Source organism: Nannocystis exedens (assembly GCF_002343915.1).
Lineage (GTDB): Bacteria > Myxococcota_A > Polyangia > Nannocystales > Nannocystaceae > Nannocystis > Nannocystis exedens.
Window position 1 is genome coordinate 5,249,467 of record NZ_NETK01000001.1, and the last position, 15,157, is coordinate 5,264,623.

At 70.8% G+C, this 15,157-nt stretch carries 14 protein-coding genes and 1 pseudogene; 4 read left to right on the forward strand and 11 right to left on the reverse strand.

All coding sequences use genetic code 11. The features are described from left to right. Positions 1-87: 87 nt before the first annotated feature. Positions 88-657: pseudogene (locus NAEX_RS54595) on the reverse strand (response regulator); the annotation flags it as partial. Between the two features lie 439 nt (positions 658-1,096). Between NAEX_RS54595 and NAEX_RS20670 the strand changes: the two are divergent. Then, positions 1,097-1,315, forward strand: coding sequence for a helix-turn-helix domain-containing protein (locus NAEX_RS20670; protein WP_170135874.1), 219 nt, complete (start codon positions 1,097-1,099; stop codon positions 1,313-1,315). Positions 1,316-1,880: 565 nt separating this feature from the next. Here NAEX_RS20670 and NAEX_RS53860 read toward each other — a convergent pair. Next, positions 1,881-2,012, reverse strand: coding sequence for a hypothetical protein (locus NAEX_RS53860; protein ID WP_256254073.1), 132 nt, complete (start codon positions 2,010-2,012; stop codon positions 1,881-1,883). A gap of 204 nt (positions 2,013-2,216) precedes the next feature. Here NAEX_RS53860 and epsC point away from each other — a divergent pair, with 204 nt between their 5' ends. Further along, positions 2,217-3,221, forward strand: a complete 1,005-nt coding sequence (gene epsC, locus NAEX_RS20680; protein WP_245913764.1) for a serine O-acetyltransferase EpsC — start codon at positions 2,217-2,219, stop codon at positions 3,219-3,221. Between the two features lie 59 nt (positions 3,222-3,280). Then, the gene (locus NAEX_RS20685) at positions 3,281-3,694 is read left to right on the forward strand and encodes an ester cyclase (RefSeq protein ID WP_096329204.1); all 414 of its coding nucleotides are present in this window, start codon (positions 3,281-3,283) and stop codon (positions 3,692-3,694) included. A 64-nt stretch (positions 3,695-3,758) separates the two neighbouring features. Here NAEX_RS20685 and NAEX_RS20690 read toward each other — a convergent pair whose 3' ends face one another. From NAEX_RS20690 to NAEX_RS20720, 7 genes are all read right to left on the reverse strand, one after another. Continuing rightward, a complete protein-coding gene (locus NAEX_RS20690) occupies positions 3,759-4,604 on the reverse strand; it encodes a 3'-5' exonuclease (RefSeq protein ID WP_096329205.1) in 846 nt (281 codons plus the stop codon). 115 nt (positions 4,605-4,719) lie between these two features. Next, on the reverse strand, positions 4,720-5,736 hold the full coding sequence (locus tag NAEX_RS20695; protein ID WP_096329206.1) for a zinc-binding alcohol dehydrogenase family protein: 1,017 nt from the start codon (positions 5,734-5,736) through the stop codon (positions 4,720-4,722). Continuing rightward, positions 5,733-6,779: a HEAT repeat domain-containing protein gene (locus tag NAEX_RS20700; RefSeq protein ID WP_096329207.1), complete on the reverse strand. Its 1,047-nt coding sequence runs from the start codon at positions 6,777-6,779 to the stop codon at positions 5,733-5,735. Before NAEX_RS20700 ends, NAEX_RS20695 begins: the two co-directional genes overlap by 4 nt. A 992-nt stretch (positions 6,780-7,771) precedes the next feature. After that, complete coding sequence (locus tag NAEX_RS20705) at positions 7,772-8,848, reverse strand: threonine aldolase family protein (RefSeq protein ID WP_096329208.1); 1,077 nt, start codon at positions 8,846-8,848, stop codon at positions 7,772-7,774. Between the two features lie 423 nt (positions 8,849-9,271). Then, complete coding sequence (locus NAEX_RS20710) at positions 9,272-10,087, reverse strand: class I SAM-dependent methyltransferase (RefSeq protein ID WP_170135875.1); 816 nt, start codon at positions 10,085-10,087, stop codon at positions 9,272-9,274. 543 nt (positions 10,088-10,630) lie between these two features. Next, entirely contained in the window at positions 10,631-11,203 is a 573-nt protein-coding gene (locus tag NAEX_RS20715; RefSeq protein WP_096329210.1) for a HEAT repeat domain-containing protein, read from the reverse strand. Positions 11,204-11,377: 174 nt separating this feature from the next. After that, positions 11,378-12,709: a hypothetical protein gene (locus tag NAEX_RS20720; RefSeq protein WP_143140815.1), complete on the reverse strand. Its 1,332-nt coding sequence runs from the start codon at positions 12,707-12,709 to the stop codon at positions 11,378-11,380. 337 nt (positions 12,710-13,046) lie between these two features. Here NAEX_RS20720 and NAEX_RS20725 point away from each other — a divergent pair, with 337 nt between their 5' ends. Further along, positions 13,047-13,481, forward strand: a complete 435-nt coding sequence (locus tag NAEX_RS20725) for a hypothetical protein (RefSeq protein WP_096329212.1) — start codon at positions 13,047-13,049, stop codon at positions 13,479-13,481. Between the two features lie 524 nt (positions 13,482-14,005). On the opposite strand, the gene NAEX_RS20730 is transcribed toward NAEX_RS20725, so the two are convergent. Both NAEX_RS20730 and NAEX_RS20735 read right to left on the reverse strand, forming a co-directional pair. After that, positions 14,006-14,677 (reverse strand): alpha/beta hydrolase, encoded by a 672-nt coding sequence (locus tag NAEX_RS20730; RefSeq protein WP_096329213.1) that lies wholly within the window; start codon positions 14,675-14,677, stop codon positions 14,006-14,008. Between the two features lie 12 nt (positions 14,678-14,689). Next, the gene (locus tag NAEX_RS20735; RefSeq protein ID WP_096329214.1) at positions 14,690-14,983 is read right to left on the reverse strand and encodes a hypothetical protein; all 294 of its coding nucleotides are present in this window, start codon (positions 14,981-14,983) and stop codon (positions 14,690-14,692) included. Between the last annotated feature and the right edge of the window lie 174 nt (positions 14,984-15,157).

The following is a 15,157-nucleotide window of genomic DNA, read 5'->3' on the forward strand; positions in this document are numbered from 1 at the left end:
CGTCTCGTCGGTCTGGCCGAGGATGCCCTCGTCGGCCTGGCGCGCGGCCTCCATGAGCAGGTGCATGCTCGAGCGGACGATCGTGCGAGCGGGCGGCGAGCGGAACAGGTTCTCGCGGAAGCTGCCGCGGCCGACCGACAGCATTTTGTAGAACGCCTGCTCGCCGCGCATCTCGCCCCACTGCGCGTGGACGATGTCGCCGTGCTCGATCCACAGGTAGCCGGTGCCCTGATGCGTCGTCAGCACCACGGCCTTGTCGCGGCCCGAGCCGGCGACCATCTGCACGTAGTCGAAGAACTCGACCTCGATCTGGTTGCCGTAGAAACCCTTGCGGATCCCGCAGGCCTCGATCGCCTTGACGAGCTTGTCGAGGTCGATCGGCTTCTCGACGATCCGCACCGAGCCGCCGCCCTCGTACTGCCCGCGGAACTCCGGGCTCAGCGCCTCGACGATCAGCACCACCGGGATCGACGGGAAGTAGCTGCCGAGCCACTGAAGCAGCTCGGCGCCGTCGCCCGAGGTCGTGTGCAGGTCGCACAGCACGACGTCGAACAGCTCGCGGCGCAGGCGATCGATCGCCTCGCGCGAGCCGCTGGCCGAGGCCGCGACGTGCCCCTCGTGCTTCAGCCGGCGCTCGATCGCCGCCTGCAAGAGCATGTCGTCGACCACGACGAGGGTGTGGATCACGGCGGACGACTTCGGCTTGGCGTTCTGCGGCACGCGGCTCCCTATCTTACTCTGCGCGCCCTTGCGACAGGGCTTTTATGCAACCTAGGACCGGCCTCGGGCCCCGTGCGCTCGGGCCATGGTGAATCCGCCATGTTCTCGCGGCTTCAATCCGGCAAACTGGATCGGTTTTGAGCTTTTCACGGCCGTCCGAGGAGCCAGCAAGTGTAGCTCCCTCGGACGGCCGCGGGTGTGAAGCGCCCCACGAAGTGGGCTGACGTTCGGTGCAAGTGGGGGGCGTGATCGCGCGCAAACGATGTTAGCTTCCGCATAATACAAAACGATGTTCAGTTTCGGCGACTGTTCTTTTTGGATGCGGGCTTACAAAATCGTCCTTCCCTGTCCCCAAGCCTTGGCCTATCCTGCCGCCATGCGCCTCATCCTCGAAGATCTGAACCTCAATGCCGCCGAACGAATGCTTTGCGTGGAAGCGCTCAACGCCGCCGGCAGCATCGTCGAAGCCGCTCAGCTGCTTGGAATCACCCGCCACGCCCTCAAGCGTCGCATTATCAAGCACCGCATCGAGTGGCCCCGCCCGAACAGCACCGTGGCGAGCGATTCCGCCGCGGTAAGCGTTTCGGCTAGCTGACCTCCTGGGCCTCGGAGCCTCCTCACCTCCGACGCCCCCGACCAGCGCGTGACCCCCGGTCACGCGCTGTTTCCGTTTAAGCGGGCTGTTCGGCGCCGAGGGCTCCGATTCCGCGTCCTGCGCACGTTTTTGGCGTGGCGCGATCGGAAGGTCGAGGCCGGGCGGACGGCGCTTCGAGGGGGGCGGGAGATCTCACGGGGATCTCTCCAAGTTTTTTCCGGATCCCAGAGTGTGGGTGTCGTTTCGCCATTCCGAGCGGTCGGGCGGGCGGACGGCGGGAGAGCCATGTTCGCCGGAATGGTCGAAAGTGCGCGGTCGACGAACAGTGTTTGGCAGATTTGTTGGAGCTTCGCCGCTGCGCGAATCGGCGCGCTGTCGGTTCAGCGTGAACTGAAAAAGCAGTTTTACTTCACTGCAATTCCAGTGAGCGTGAACAACAGTTCGGCTCGCTGACGAAGGGCCCGAAGCCGCCGTTGCGAGGCGACAAACCGCGCATCCCGCCACCCGAACCCCCCGGGCCGGCGCTCAGAGACGCGCTGGCTGATTCACCAGCTCCCCAGCGAGCTCAGAGGTCCGAGTCGTCGTCGTCGCTCAAGATCTCCGCTTGTGCGCGCTCGATCTGCTCCGCGAGCGAACGCAACGCCTCCTGCACCTCCGGCGCGGCGTCGGGCACGCAGAGCTCAGGGCGTCGCAACAACTCGAGGACACTCGTCCAGCCGGACAAGAAAGCCGCGAGCTGCGGCCCGCTCAGCCCCTCCGTGCGACCGAGGAGCAACTGTTGGACGAGCATGTGGAGCGGTAACGCGGGCAAACCTGCACCAGCTTAAACCCGGTCCGCGCGCGACGCCAAAAAACCACATGCCGCGTGGAGACGGCCCCCGCTTGGACTATGGTTCTCGCCGTGAACGACCACGAACGCCGGCTCGCGAGCGTCGTCGAGGGGGTCCTCGAGTCGTACCGCGACCACGGGAACATCAACCACATCGACGGCAACAACCTGCCCGCCCGCAGCGAGGTCTCGGAGCTGCTCGACGACGTGCTGTCGATCGTGTTCCCCGGGTACTTCAACTACGAGCCGCTCGACGACCTCACGGTCCGTTACTTCGTGGGAGCCCGCTGCGCCCGGATCTTGCGCCGCCTCGAGCAGGTCGTGAGCCGCTCGCTCGCCGTCGATTGCACCGGCCGCCGGCCCGCCGACGAGATCGCCCAGGCCGCCCACGAGCACGCGCTCGACCTGCTGCAGGCGATCCCGTCGATCCGCGCCGCCCTCGCCGCCGACGTCCAGGCCGCCCTCGCCGGCGACCCGGCGGCCTGCAGCGACGCCGAGATCATCATGAGCTACCCCGGCGTCACCGCGATCGCGGGCCACCGAATCGCCCACCACCTCTACCGCAGGCGCGTGCCGCTGCTGCCCCGCATGATCGCGGAGATCTTGCACAGCCGCACGGGCATCGACATCCACCCCGGCGCGACCATCGGCCGCAGCTTCTTCATCGACCACGGCACCGGCGTGGTGATCGGCGAGACGTCGGTGATCGGCAACCGCGTCAAGCTGTATCAGGGCGTCACCCTCGGCGCGCTCTCGGTCAAGTCGCGCGAGGTCGGGCGCAAGGTCCAGCGCCACCCGACCATCGAAGACGATGTCACCGTGTACGCCGGCGCGACGATCCTCGGCGGCGACACGGTGATCGGCCGCGGCTCCACCATCGGCGGCAACGTGTGGCTCACGCGCAGCGTCCCCCCGGGCACCACCGTGGTCCTCGACACGCCGACGCTCCGCTTCTTCGCCCTCAACGGCGAGAAGAACGGACTGGAGAAGAACGGACTGGAGAAGAACGGACTGGAGAAGAACGGGCTCGAGAAGCACGCTCTCGAGAAGAGCGGCGACAAGTCTGGAGCGCCCTGAACGCCGCGGTGAGCGCGCGCATTGACCGTGGCTCGACGGCGAGCCTACGCTGGTCGCGCATGCAGACTGGCAATAAAGAGCGGGTGATCGCGGTGCTGGACGCGTTCTGTCGCAAGGACCTCGACGTCGCGGCCGACTACTTCGCCGAGGACGCGACCCTGACCAACAACACGGTCACCGTCGTCCACCGCGGCCGCCCGGCGATCCGCGCCCACCTGGAGCGCTGGCACACGATGTTCTCCGACGCCGCGGCCCACAGCATCGAGCTGCTCGAGGCCGGCAACACGATCGTCGGCATCTTCTACGGCGAGGGCACCAACACCGGCCCGATCGGCGACAAGCCCGCCACGGGCAAGCGCTACTCGATCAGGTACTGCGAGATCTACCACTTCGGGCCCGACGGGAAGATCGTCGCCAACGAGGCGTTCTTCGACCAGCTCACCATGCTCCGCCAGCTCGGCCTGGCGACCTGAGGAGGCCGAGAGCGCAGGTGGGACATGTCCCAAACGACATGTCCCACATGACATGTCGCTCCGGCTAGCCTTCGGTCTCGCGCGGGCGCAGGCGGATCCGGCCGGTCAGGGCGTCGCGGACGATGCCCTTGGTGTCCTCGTCGAAGTTGCCGGTGACGATCGAGCGCATGTAGGCGCGCTCGGTCGGCTCGCTGGCGGCCCAGCGCAGCGACTTGCCCTTGAGGCGGCCGAAGTTGAACACCGGCTCGTTGTCGCGCCAGATGAAGCGACGGGCGCCGTCGACGTAGCCGGCGCTGGTGATGTTGGAGACCTCGTGCAGGGCCTCGATGTCGAGGCCGAGCTCGCCGTAGCGGTCGAGCTGACCGGCGAACACCTCGAGCGTGGCGATCGTGTCGGCCTCGGCGCCGTGGGCGTCGACGAACTCTTTCTCGCAGTAGAAGCGCATCGCCGCGGTGAGGTTGCGCGGCTCCTTCTGGTGGTAGATGACCTGGGCGTCGATGACGCGCACGCCGGACAGGTCGAAGGCCTTGCCGACGCGGGCGAACTCGGTCTGCATCACCCGCACGTCGAAGCGGCCGATGTTGAAGCCGGCGAGGTCACAGCCGCGGAGGTAGGCGAGCAGCTCGTCGGCGATCTGACCGAACGTCGGCTTGTCGGCGACGTCGTCGTTGGTGATCCCGTGGATCTCGCTGGCCTCGATCGGGATCCGCACGCCGGGGTTGATCCGCCAGGTGCGCGGCGGCTCGACCCCGCGCTCGGCGCTGAGGCGGATCATCGAGATCTCGACCACACGATCGAGCGCCGGGTCGGTACCCGTGGTCTCGGTGTCGAAGAAGATGAGCGGCCGCTTGAGTCCGCGGAGGAACTCGGCGAAGCGCGGACCGAGCTGTTCCACCGTCGGGATGGGCATGCGTGGACTGAGCATGGCGACGCGTGGGGTTATACCCGGAACTTCCGGCGACGGGAGGTGGGCTTCTGATCTGGCTCAGACCAAGCCCGCCGGCGCGCGGCGCACTCGCGCGGCGCTACGGGACGACTTCCAGCACGGTCTTGCCGACCGAGCGCCCCGACTCGAGCAGGCGGTGCGCGGCCTGAACCTGGTCCCAGGGCATCGTGGTGGTGCGCGTGCCCAGCAAAACCCCCTGGTCGAGGAGATCGGCGACCCGCGCGAGGATCGCCCCCTGGCGCGACGGGGCGGCCGCGAAGAGGGGGCGGGTGAACATGTACTCGAAGGAGATGTGACCGCGCTTGCGGAACAGCGGACCGAGGTCGAGCGGACCGCTCGGGGCGACGATCCCGCAGACGTGGCCGAAGGGCCGCACGACCTCGAGCACCTGCGGCAGGTTCTGCATCGGCTGGACGGTGTTGAGCACGAGGTCGACCCCGTCGTCGCCGCCCTCCCGCAGCTGGGCGAGGAGCGGCTTCGTGTGGTCGATCACCGCGTCGGCGCCCAGCTTGCGACACCAGGCGGCGCTCTCCGGCCGCGAGGCGGTGGCGATCACGCGGAGGCCGCACACCTGGCGCGCGATCTGGATGGCCATGGAGCCGACGCCTCCGGCGCCGCCGACCACCAGCAAGGTGCGCGCGTGCTCGCTGCTGCGGTCGGTGGGGGTGACCCCCATGTTCTCGACCAGCGCCTCCCAGGCGGTGAGGGCGGTCAGCGGGATCGCGGCGGCATCGCGGTGAGACAGGGTTTTGGGGCGATGCGCGACGATCCGCTCGTCGACGGCGACGTACTCGGCGTACGAGCCGGGGCGGGCGACGTTGCCGGCGAAGTAGACCTCGTCACCGACGCGGAAGTGCTCGACTTCGCTGCCGACCGCGATAACGACGCCGCTGGCGTCCCAGCCGAGGATCAGCGGCGGCGACGGGACGGGGCTGCCCGGCGAACCGCCGCGCCGGACCTTGGTGTCGACCGGGTTGGTGGCGGTGGCGTGGACGCGCACGACGAGGTCGCGCGGGCCCGGCTCGGGCTCGGGGACTTCGACGAAGACCTGCAGGACCTCGGGGCCGCCGTAAACGCTCTGACCGATCGCTCTCATGGCAGCGTCGCCGAGGGGTCGAGCTTGATCGCGCCGCTGGCCGCGCTGCCGCCGCTGACGGGCTTGGCCGGCGGGCTCGGCTCGGGCGAGGTCGGCCGCGCGGCGTTGGTGATCGGTCGCCCGGCCTTCTTGGCGGCCTTCTCGGCGGCCCGCCGCTTGCGCAGCATGAGCTCGGCCTTGCGGGCGATCCGGTGGCTCTTGCGATCCTTGGCGAGAGACTCGAGCTCGGGCAGCCAGATGATGCCCTCCGGATCGATCTGCTCGAGCGCGAGGAAGGCCTGCAGCCGGACCTCGCGCTCGTCGTCGCTGAGCGCCTTGATCAGGACGTCGCGCGACTTGGGCAGGCGCAGCATGCCGAGCGCCTGGACGGCGGCGGCGCGCAGGTCCCAGTCGGCGTCGAAGGTGCTCGAGTAGAGCTCGGGGAACAGCTCCTCGCCGTTGCGCGCGAACCCGGCGGTGCGCGCGGCGGCGATGTTGACCTCGGAGTCCTCGTCCTTGAAGCCCCGCCGCAGGCCGTCGACGTTGTAGGGCGCGCCGGCGTAGCGCATGACCTCGACGAGCTGCTTGCGCACCTTGGGCGAGGCGTCGAGCGCCACCAACGCGGCGGCGCCCTCCTGCCAGTCGCCGCCGGTCAGCGGCAGCGCCTCGACGAGGGCGCAGCGGACCTTGACGGGATCTCGGCTCTGAAGGAGCCTGCGCAAAAGGACAGGCGCGACCCTGGGATCCTGCAGCTCGCCGGGCGAGAAGAACACGGCGTCCTCGACCTTGCGGTCGGGCTGCAGCGCCTCGAGGCGAGCGAGCCGCGCCGGGTCGGAAGCCTGCATGGCGGCGACGCCGATGGCGACGCGGTCGCGCCAGTCGACCTGCACCTGGGCAGCGACGCCGGGGGTGGTGGTTGCGGCTGGCCCGGAGGACAGGTTCTTGGCAGCCGCCGGCGCACCCGGCGACGCGGGCGCGGTCGTCGGCGCTGCGCGCGAGGGTGCGGGCGCGACGGGCGCGGCGAACGCGAGGGCGGCGACGGTGAAGGCGACGATGATGGCCATCGCCCCCCAGCGTGAAGAAGCGTGCCGAGGCGTGCAAGCGCGCAGCGTTCTCGCCGGTTTTCGGCCTCAGATCGGGGCTCTGCGAGAATTCCGGCTCTAGCGCTCAAGGAGTCCGGCGCGCTTGTCTCCAGGAGTCGGGCGAGGGCGAAAAGCCGCACTGATCGATATCGCGCTGTCTTTCGGGACATGTCGAAGGAGGCATGTTCCGTGGCGCCCCGGTCAAGTGTCCGGCTCCGGGGTCCCGCGATGCGACGAAACTTGCTCATGCGGCGTTCGCCGGAGTCGAGCATCGAGCGGTCCGCGAGGGGTCCTGGCCATGAGGATCGCGACGCTCGCTGCACGGTGGATGTTCGCGCCGCGAGCTTGATGGATCGCGGCACGAGTCGCGGGTGACAGCGAGATCGGTGACGGAGCGAGGAGTCCAGAGGGTGCTGCTGCGATGAGGGACGAGGGCACCGAGCCCGGCGAAGCGCCGGGTGAGACGTCGAGATTCGGCGCGACGCGCGACACGACGGCGCCGCGGGGTGAGAAGTGCAGAGGATGGTGCTGCGATCAGGGACGAGGCAACGAGCCGCAGCGGAGCGCCGGGTGAGACGTCGAGATTCGGCGCGACGAGCGACGCGAGCGCGGCAGGTTTCGGCCTTGACGAGACAGCGAAGGAACGTCGGCGAGCAGTGCAGAAGAGATCGGCGCGAAGCGTGACGGGGGCGCCCGGCCAACCATGAGAAACGCGGACAGCGCCGGTGAAGAGCGCGGCAGCGATTCGGCGCCATGGCGAGGGAGCGCCCGTGCTGGTCGGAGGTTCGGCACCGCGATCCGTGCGCCATGATTCGGCGGTCGATGGTGGACGACGAGTCGCGCGTGATGGGGCGATCGGTGCGCGTGACGTGACGCGAGAGATGCCAGCGCTCGCAGTGGTCAGGCTCGCAGCGCGCGAGACGTGCCGGTGCGCTCGACGAGGCCGAGCGCTCGCCGGGCGTCGGTCGCCGCGATCAGGGCGGTGGGATGTCGGCGAGGAAGGCGTCGATGTCGGCGGGGGTGGTGGCGAAGCTGCACATCAGGCGGGCGCGCGGACCGACGGGGGTGGCGAACGGGTAGTAGGCGTGGCCGCGGTTGCGCAGGCGGCGATCGACGGCGGGGGGCAGGTCGACGAACACGGCGTTGGACTCGCGCGGGAAGGCGGGCGTGAGGCCGCGGATCCGCAGGCCCGCGGCCAGGCGTTCGGCCATCGTCGCGGCGACGGCCGCGTGGCGGACCCAGGCGCCGTGGGCGAGCACGCGGTTGAACTGGCCCGAGACGTAGCGGTGCTTGCTCAGCAGGTGGCCGGTCGACTTGCGCAGGAACGGCAGGCGCTCGGCGGCCCGGGCGGCGGCGGGCGAGCGACCGACGAACAGCACGACGGCCTCGCCGAGCGCGAGGCCCCCCTTGGTGCCGCCGAACGACAGGCCGTCGACGCCGGCGTCGACGGTGAGGGCGCGACAGGCTGCCTCTTCGGACAGGTCGTGCGTACGCATGATGTGGGCCACGGCCTGGCTGAAGCGCGCGCCGTCGACGTGGACGCGGAAGCCGTGCTCGTGGGCCAGCCGGCACAGGGCGGCCAGCTCGGCCGGGGCGTAGACGGTGCCGAACTCGGTCGGGTTGGACAGGGTGAGCACGCCGGGCGCGGGCTCGTGGACGTCGCCGCGGCGACCGACGAGGTGCGGCAGCAGGTCCTCGGGGCCGAGGCGCGTCGGGTCGGCGCCCGGTTCGATGGGCGTCGTGCGGCACAGGGTGATGCGCTCGGGCGCGGTCGACTCGTCCTCGTTGTAGTGGCTGTGGCGGTGACACAGGACCCGCTGCCACGGCTCCGTCAAGGCGGCGATCGCCAGAGTGTTGGCCGCCGTGCCGGTGGCGACGAAGAACACCGCCGCGCGGGCCTCGGCGCCGAACAGGGCGGCGACCCGGGTCGCCGCCTTGAGCGTGACGTCGTCGCCGCCGTAAGCCACCGCCTCGCCCTGCGCCGCCTCCACCAACGCCGCCAGCGCCTCCGGGACCAGGCCTGCGTTGTTGTCGGAGCGGAAGTTCGTCATGCTGTCCTTCGGGTCATGTCCTGACGGGCAGGAGCGGTGGAGCGTCGACTGGAGGCGATGTCAGGCCGGGCGCGAGCGGATCGCGCTGGCTTAAGAAAGGGGTGGTGGTGCGGCCCGGGGAGTCGGGGCGGTGCGCGCGCGAGGCGTGCTGTCCTTCGGGGCAGGCCGTGATGCGGTCTGGGCGCGCCGCGAGCACCGGCTGCGGCGAGCGAGGGCGAGGCTGCGCGCTCGTGAGCGCGCGGCTGAGCGGTCTGCGCCCGCCGCGGGGCGGCGCGGGCCACGAACGGCGAGCTGCTCTCCCGACCATGTCGGGACGACCATGTCGCAGCGGCCATGTCGTAGCGGCCATGTCGGCCGACGCGGTCGTCGCCTGGGAGAGGCGGGCTGGCTCGCTGTCCCGGAGGGGGTTCGACATGCTGCGGGTCAGGTCGAGGCGACCAGGTAGGTCAGCCAGATCTCCTGGTTCTGCTCGTGGGCGATCTCGCGGTACTCGGTGGTGCCGTCCTCTTCGTCGGTGTACTCCCAGAACACCCGCGGCGCGGCGAAGCCGGCCTCGTCGAGGAGGTCGCGCAGCTCCGGCAGGGTCCACACGCGCCAGCGGTAGGCGAACGCGGGTTCGATGCGCGAGCCGTCGGGGAAGGCGAAGCTGATCGAGCAGCGGGCGGTGTGGTCGAGCGGGTTGAACTCGCTGTGGTCCCACAGGTACGAGAAGCCGTCGTACTCGCGGCGCTCGTGGTAGTCGGCCACGGCCTCGGTGCCGCCGATGCAGTCGAGCACGAACAGGCCGCGCGGGCGCAGCGAGCGGCGGACGTTGCGGAAGTAGGCGAGCAGCTGCTGGCGCGAGGGCAGCAGGAAGTAGCTGAAGTTGAGGGCGCAGACGACGTCGGCGCGGTGCTCGTTGGGGGCGAGGACGTCGGCGTGGACCAGCTCGATGCGGCTGGCGATGGCTGGGCCGGCGGGGCCGAGGTTGTGACGGCGAGCCCAGGCGAGCGCCTCGGCGTCGAGGTCGACGCCGATCGACCGGCGCTGGGGGCCGCGCTTGGCCCACTCGGTGGCCAGCAGCGCGGTGCCGCAGAAGTCCTCCTTGAGCACCTTGGGCTTGGCGCCGCGCATCTCGGTGTAGACGCGCTCGATGAAGTCGATGTTGTCGGCGGGGGCGTTGACTGCCTCTTGATAGAGGGCGAAGCGGTCGGCCTGTTCGGCGAGGGTGTGCTTGCGGGCGGTGGAGCGGCTGGCCATGAGGCTTGGTGAAGGAGCGCGGGAAGCTAGCACACCCGCGGGTCCGGCCGCTACGCCGCCGCCGAGCTGTGCGGGGGCTGGCGTGCTGCGAGTCGCTCTGCGGGTCGCGTGCGGTGCTCGCGAAGGTTCGTGACGACACGCTCGTGTCCGCTTGCGTGCGGACGATTGCGGAGGCTTCATCGTCTCGTGTCGCCGCGCCCGCTGCGTGCGGACGGGTGCGGAGGCTTCATCGTCTTGTGCCGCGTCCGGTGGGCGCGAAGCTCGTCGTCGCGTGACGATCGCGCCTGCGATGGCGAGGGAGGGTTCATCGCCTCGGCGCGCGTCGACCGGGGTGGGAGGGCTCCGTCGTCGCGTCCGGTGCGGACCGACGGACGGCGTGACGGTCGCGCGTGCGGAGACTCCGTGTCCTCGTCGGTGCGGACGGATGCCGTCGTGCGTGCGGACGGACGGGTCGCGCGTGCGGAGCGTGCGGACGGACGTCGCGGCCGCGGGCGCATCGCGGACGGCCGGACCGGGCCTCCGGGCGGGCGACCGTCCGCAGGGTCAGCCCTGCTCGTCTGCGGTCTGGCCCTCGATGCGCTCGACCGCCCAGGCCAGCCGGTCGCGCGTCCGGTCGTCCTGCTCGGCGTCGAGGGCCGCCTGCAGGGCAGGCAGGTCGGCCGGCTTGCCGAGCTTGCCGAGGCCCTCGGCGGCGAGCAGGCGGACGCGCGGGTCCTCGTGGCGGACTGCCTCGAGGAACAGGTCGTGAAGGCCAGGGCTCGAAGACCATGACCGAAGAGACCGGCGGCAGATCGCCCGGACCTGGTCGTCGGGGTCGCGCAGGCCCTGGGCGATGAAGGGGACGTGCTCGGGGAAGCGGGCGCTGAGCGCGTGAGCGGCGGTGCGGCGGGCGTCGAGGTCGCCGGCCATCCACTTGGCGAGGACGGCGGGGGTGGCGACGGTGCGGACGGCCTCGCGGTAGGCGACGGCGTCGGGCCCCTCCATGAAGTCGTTCATGGCCTCGACGAGGGCCGCGAAGGCACGGTCGTCGTGCTCGGCGGCGAGGGCCCGGGCGGCGGCGGGCGAGGGGTTGTCGGCGAACGCCTGGACTCGGCTGGCGAAGTCGGGGGTGGGCATGGTCGGCTCCGTGGTGTCAGGCGCGGCGACCGAGGTCGGCGAACGCCTGGACTCGGCTGGCGAAGTCGGGGGTGGGCATGGTCGGCTCCGTGGTGTCAGGCGCGGCGACCGAGGCCGGCGAACGCCTGGACTCGGCTGGCGAAGTCGGGGGTGGGCATGGTCGGCTCCGTGGTGTCAGGCGCGGCGACCGAGGTCGGCGACGTGGCTCGGGCCCCTGGCGTCGTCGCCCGGGTTGTCGGGGTTGACCGCGTGGAGTGCTTGCAAGATCTGCGAGAACGTCCGCCGCTGCAGCAGCTCGTCGAGCAGCTTCAGCATGGTGTCGCCGATCATGCTCCAATACGTGACGCGGCGGGTGCCGATCAGGTCGAGGCCGCCGGCGTTGGCCTTCGGGTTGAGCTTGCGCAGGTTGTAGAAGTAATCGTTGGTGCGGCAGCCGTTGAACAGCCACAGGCGGTAGCGCCTGTCGAACGCCTGCTTCGACATGCGGCGGATGTTGGGGTCGGTCTTGAGCTGATCGACCATGACGTGGGCGCCGAACTCGGCGGTGTGATAGTTGCGCAGGTTGATCACGAGGTTGCCGGAGTTGACGCGGCGGATCTGCAGGCGGCCCTTGGCGACCAGAGCGCGGTACTCGGCCAGCGGCGAGCGCCTGGTCGCTCGCCCGCGCTCGGCCAGGAACTCCTCGAGGTCCTTGTACTCGCTGAAGCTGGCCTCGATCGCGCCCTTGTCGTCGACGAGGTCGGCGGTGAAGTTGTAGTCGAAGTCGGGGCCGGTGCCGTAGCGGCCGTGGCCGCCGTACATGGCGACGTCGCAGCGGCCGAGGCCGTCGAGGAAGGCGGAGGCCGCGTCGCCGCCGGCGCTGCCGTCGCCCGCGCGCACGAGGGTGACGACGACGTCGACCGGTCGGCCGGCGGCGTCGGTCGCGGCGGCGCCGGCGATCCAGTGCTCGGCGGGCCGCTGCGGAGCGACGCGCTTGCCGGCGGCGATCCGGGCGAGGGCGCCGGCGTCGTCGCGCGAGAAGCCGCGCGCGACGAGGCCGGACTCGAGGAGCTCGTCTTGCGAGCGGTTGGCGCCGTACTCGTCGAAGCCGCAGGCGATGATGACGGTGCAGAGCTGGTCGGCGAACAGACGCTCGTACCAGGGGGAGCCGGGCGGGTCGAGGGTTCCGTTGATGCGCAGCGCCATGCGGACTGGAGCATACCGAGTCGGCGCGGGGCTCGCAGCGGGCGACTTCGCGGCGCGAATGTGCGAGGATGCGCCCGCCATGAGGTCCATGCGCTCGCGGGCGATCTGCTTGACGGTGTTGCTGACGTCGACGCCGTCGCTGGTGTCCGCGGCGCCGCTGAACGTGGCAACTGCAACGACCGCGCGAGAAGCCGGTTCGCAAGGGACGGCTTCGAAAGGATCGCCGACGCCGGCGCGCGCGACGACCTGGGGGTCGACGACGCTGGCGAGGTCGAGGACAGCGGAAGGGTCGACGCCGCCGGCGACGGCGCCGATGCGCACGTCGCCGGACGCGACCGCGGCGACCGGGGTCGCGACTCCGGACGGTGCGACGGGGACGACTTCGAGCGCGACGGCGCGGGGGCGAATCACTCCGGACGGGACGAGGGTCGCTTCGAGCGCGACGGCGCCGAGCGGGACGAACGCGACGGCATCGACCGCGGCACCGCCCGAGGCGACTCCGGGCGCGACGACGCCGGTGGAGGCGCCGACCGCAACGGCTCCTGCGAGTACGACGACGGCACCGGCTGCGACGGGCTCGGCCGGGACGACCTCGGGAGGGCCGACCACGAGCGCCGAGACGGCGCCGCCGACGACGGCTCCGGGCGGATCGGTGGCCGTGGAGGCGCCGGCCGAGCAGGGGCGGTCCAAGCCGCGGACGTGGCAGATCTACCAGCGCCCGCTGCCCGGGGCGGAGCACAGCTGGGGGCCGCCGAACGGGCAGATGCCGACGGTGGTAGAGGTGTCCGAGGCGCCAATCGATCCGAACAAGGAGCCGCCCAACGGCACGCCGCGGATGATCATCGGCGCGGCGCTCGGCACCATCGGACTGGTGGTGTTCGGGCTCGGGATCGCGGCCCGCACGACCGACGTGTTCGGCGAGGACCGTCGCGCCGGTGTGCCGCTGATCGGCGGCGGCCTGGTGACGGCGGCCATCGGCTGGGGCCTGTTCACGCACGGGGTGCTTCGTCGCAAGGCGTTCCTCCGCTGGAAGGAAGGCCGGGCGACGGTGTCGCCGACGATCGGCGGGGCGACGCTGCTGCTGCGGTTCTGACCGGCTGGCCGAAGAGACAGGCGAGGGCCGGCGTTTGCCGAGGCGCGTGGCCGGCCTCGGAGGGGCTGGTCGAAGGGACAGGCGAGCGCGCTTCTGCGAGGCTGGTCCAAGGGACAGGTGCAAGGCCGAGGGACGTGGCCGCGGGTCCTGATGCGCCGGTCGAAGGGACAGGCGAGCGCGCTTCTGCGAGGCTGGTCCAAGGGACAGGTGCAAGGCCGAGGGACGTGGCCGCGGGTCCTGATGCGCCGGTCGAAGGGTATGGGGAGGACGTGAGCGTCGGAGGACGATCCGGAAAGGGAACCGGGGGGGCCGACGAGCCGAGGCAGCTGTTGCGGTTGGTGCTCTGGTCGAAGAGACAGGCGTCTTCACGGCGTGCAGATCGTCGGCCTCTCGTGATCTCTCGGCCACCCGCAGACCTCCCGCGCGTCCCGGCGACTGCGGGCGTCGCGAATCGGGAGATGGTCGAGGGGACAGGCCCGGCGTGCTCAGGCGCCGAGCGCGACAGGTTCTTCTCGAGAGAAAGATCAGCGCGGCAGGCGTTCGTGCAGCCAAGCGGACACGAGCTGGAGCTCGGCGGTCGAGACCTCGTGCTGGATCGGGTAGTCGTGCCAGCGGACGTCGCGGCCGGGGCTGAGGGCGGCGTCGTGGGCGGCGCGGCCGGCGAACATCGGCACGAGCGGGTCGTGACGGCCGTGGCAGAACAGGACCGGGGTGTCGCAGTTGGCGCGGGTCTGCTCGTCGCGCTTGTCGGGCAACAGCTCGTAGGCGCTGAGGACGAGCAGGCCGGCGAGGGTCTCGGGGTGACGCGAGCCGGTGTAGAGGGCCATGGCGCCGCCCTGGCTGAAGCCGCCGAGGACGATGCGGTCGCTGGGGATGCCGCGCGCGTTCTCGCGGGCGATGAGGCGGGTGATGGCGGCGGCGCTGGCCCGGATGTGGTCCTCGTCCTCGCGCGGGCCGGCGTGCGGGTCGAAGCCGAGGCTGCGGATGTCGTACCAGGCGGGCATGATGTAGCCGCCGTTGATCGTGACCGGCAGCGAGGGCGCGTGCGGGAGGATGAAGCGCGCCCACGGCAGAGCGAACAGCGGGACCGCCGGCTCGAAGTCGTGGCCGTCGGCGCCGAGGCCGTGGAGGAAGATGACGCTGGCTGTGGCCGGGACCGTGGCCTCGACCTCGACGCAGGGGAGCAGTTCGTTCATGACGGCACGCAATCACTCGGCGGCGGCGCCGAAGAAGATCTCGGTGAATTGGTCGCGCTTGGAGGCGAAGGTGAAGATGACGCCGCTATAGACCGAACCGGGGCCGAAGGACAGCCGACCAGGCTCCTCCTCGGGGTCGCGGTCGGCGAGGCAGGCGGCCTCTACGGTCTCGTAGGTGTCTCCGAGCCGATCCCGCGAGCGGTGCGCAGGGCGCAGGGGCGACGGCGCGGATGGCGGCGAGCGCGTCGGGGCCGCGCCGGTCGGCGCGTCGAAGGGAGCTCGCGGCCCCGGTCCGGCCAGCTCCATTGCTGACGCAGCGACCTGTCGCTTCGGACATCTCGGCCCGACCGCGACGCGCAGTCGACTCGCCTTCGTGACTCACGAGGCGCTTGCGGGCACTCGCCTTCGTGACTTACGGGGGCAGTCGGGCACTCACGAGGCGCTGTCGGCACTCGCCTTCTCACGGGCGCTTGCAGGCAC

Coding starts and splice junctions, on each gene's coding strand:
- NAEX_RS20670 (WP_170135874.1), top strand. CDS start 1,097: ATGCGCCTCATCCTCGAAGATCTGAACCTCAATGCCGCCGAACGAATG.
- NAEX_RS20685 (WP_096329204.1), top strand. CDS start 3,281: ATGCAGACTGGCAATAAAGAGCGGGTGATCGCGGTGCTGGACGCGTTC.
- NAEX_RS20690 (WP_096329205.1), bottom strand. CDS start 4,604: ATGCCCATCCCGACGGTGGAACAGCTCGGTCCGCGCTTCGCCGAGTTC.
- NAEX_RS20695 (WP_096329206.1), bottom strand. CDS start 5,736: ATGAGAGCGATCGGTCAGAGCGTTTACGGCGGCCCCGAGGTCCTGCAG.
- NAEX_RS20700 (WP_096329207.1), bottom strand. CDS start 6,779: ATGGCCATCATCGTCGCCTTCACCGTCGCCGCCCTCGCGTTCGCCGCG.
- NAEX_RS20705 (WP_096329208.1), bottom strand. CDS start 8,848: ATGACGAACTTCCGCTCCGACAACAACGCAGGCCTGGTCCCGGAGGCG.
- NAEX_RS20710 (WP_170135875.1), bottom strand. CDS start 10,087: ATGGCCAGCCGCTCCACCGCCCGCAAGCACACCCTCGCCGAACAGGCC.
- NAEX_RS20715 (WP_096329210.1), bottom strand. CDS start 11,203: ATGCCCACCCCCGACTTCGCCAGCCGAGTCCAGGCGTTCGCCGACAAC.
- NAEX_RS20730 (WP_096329213.1), bottom strand. CDS start 14,677: ATGAACGAACTGCTCCCCTGCGTCGAGGTCGAGGCCACGGTCCCGGCC.
- NAEX_RS20735 (WP_096329214.1), bottom strand. CDS start 14,983: ATGGAGCTGGCCGGACCGGGGCCGCGAGCTCCCTTCGACGCGCCGACC.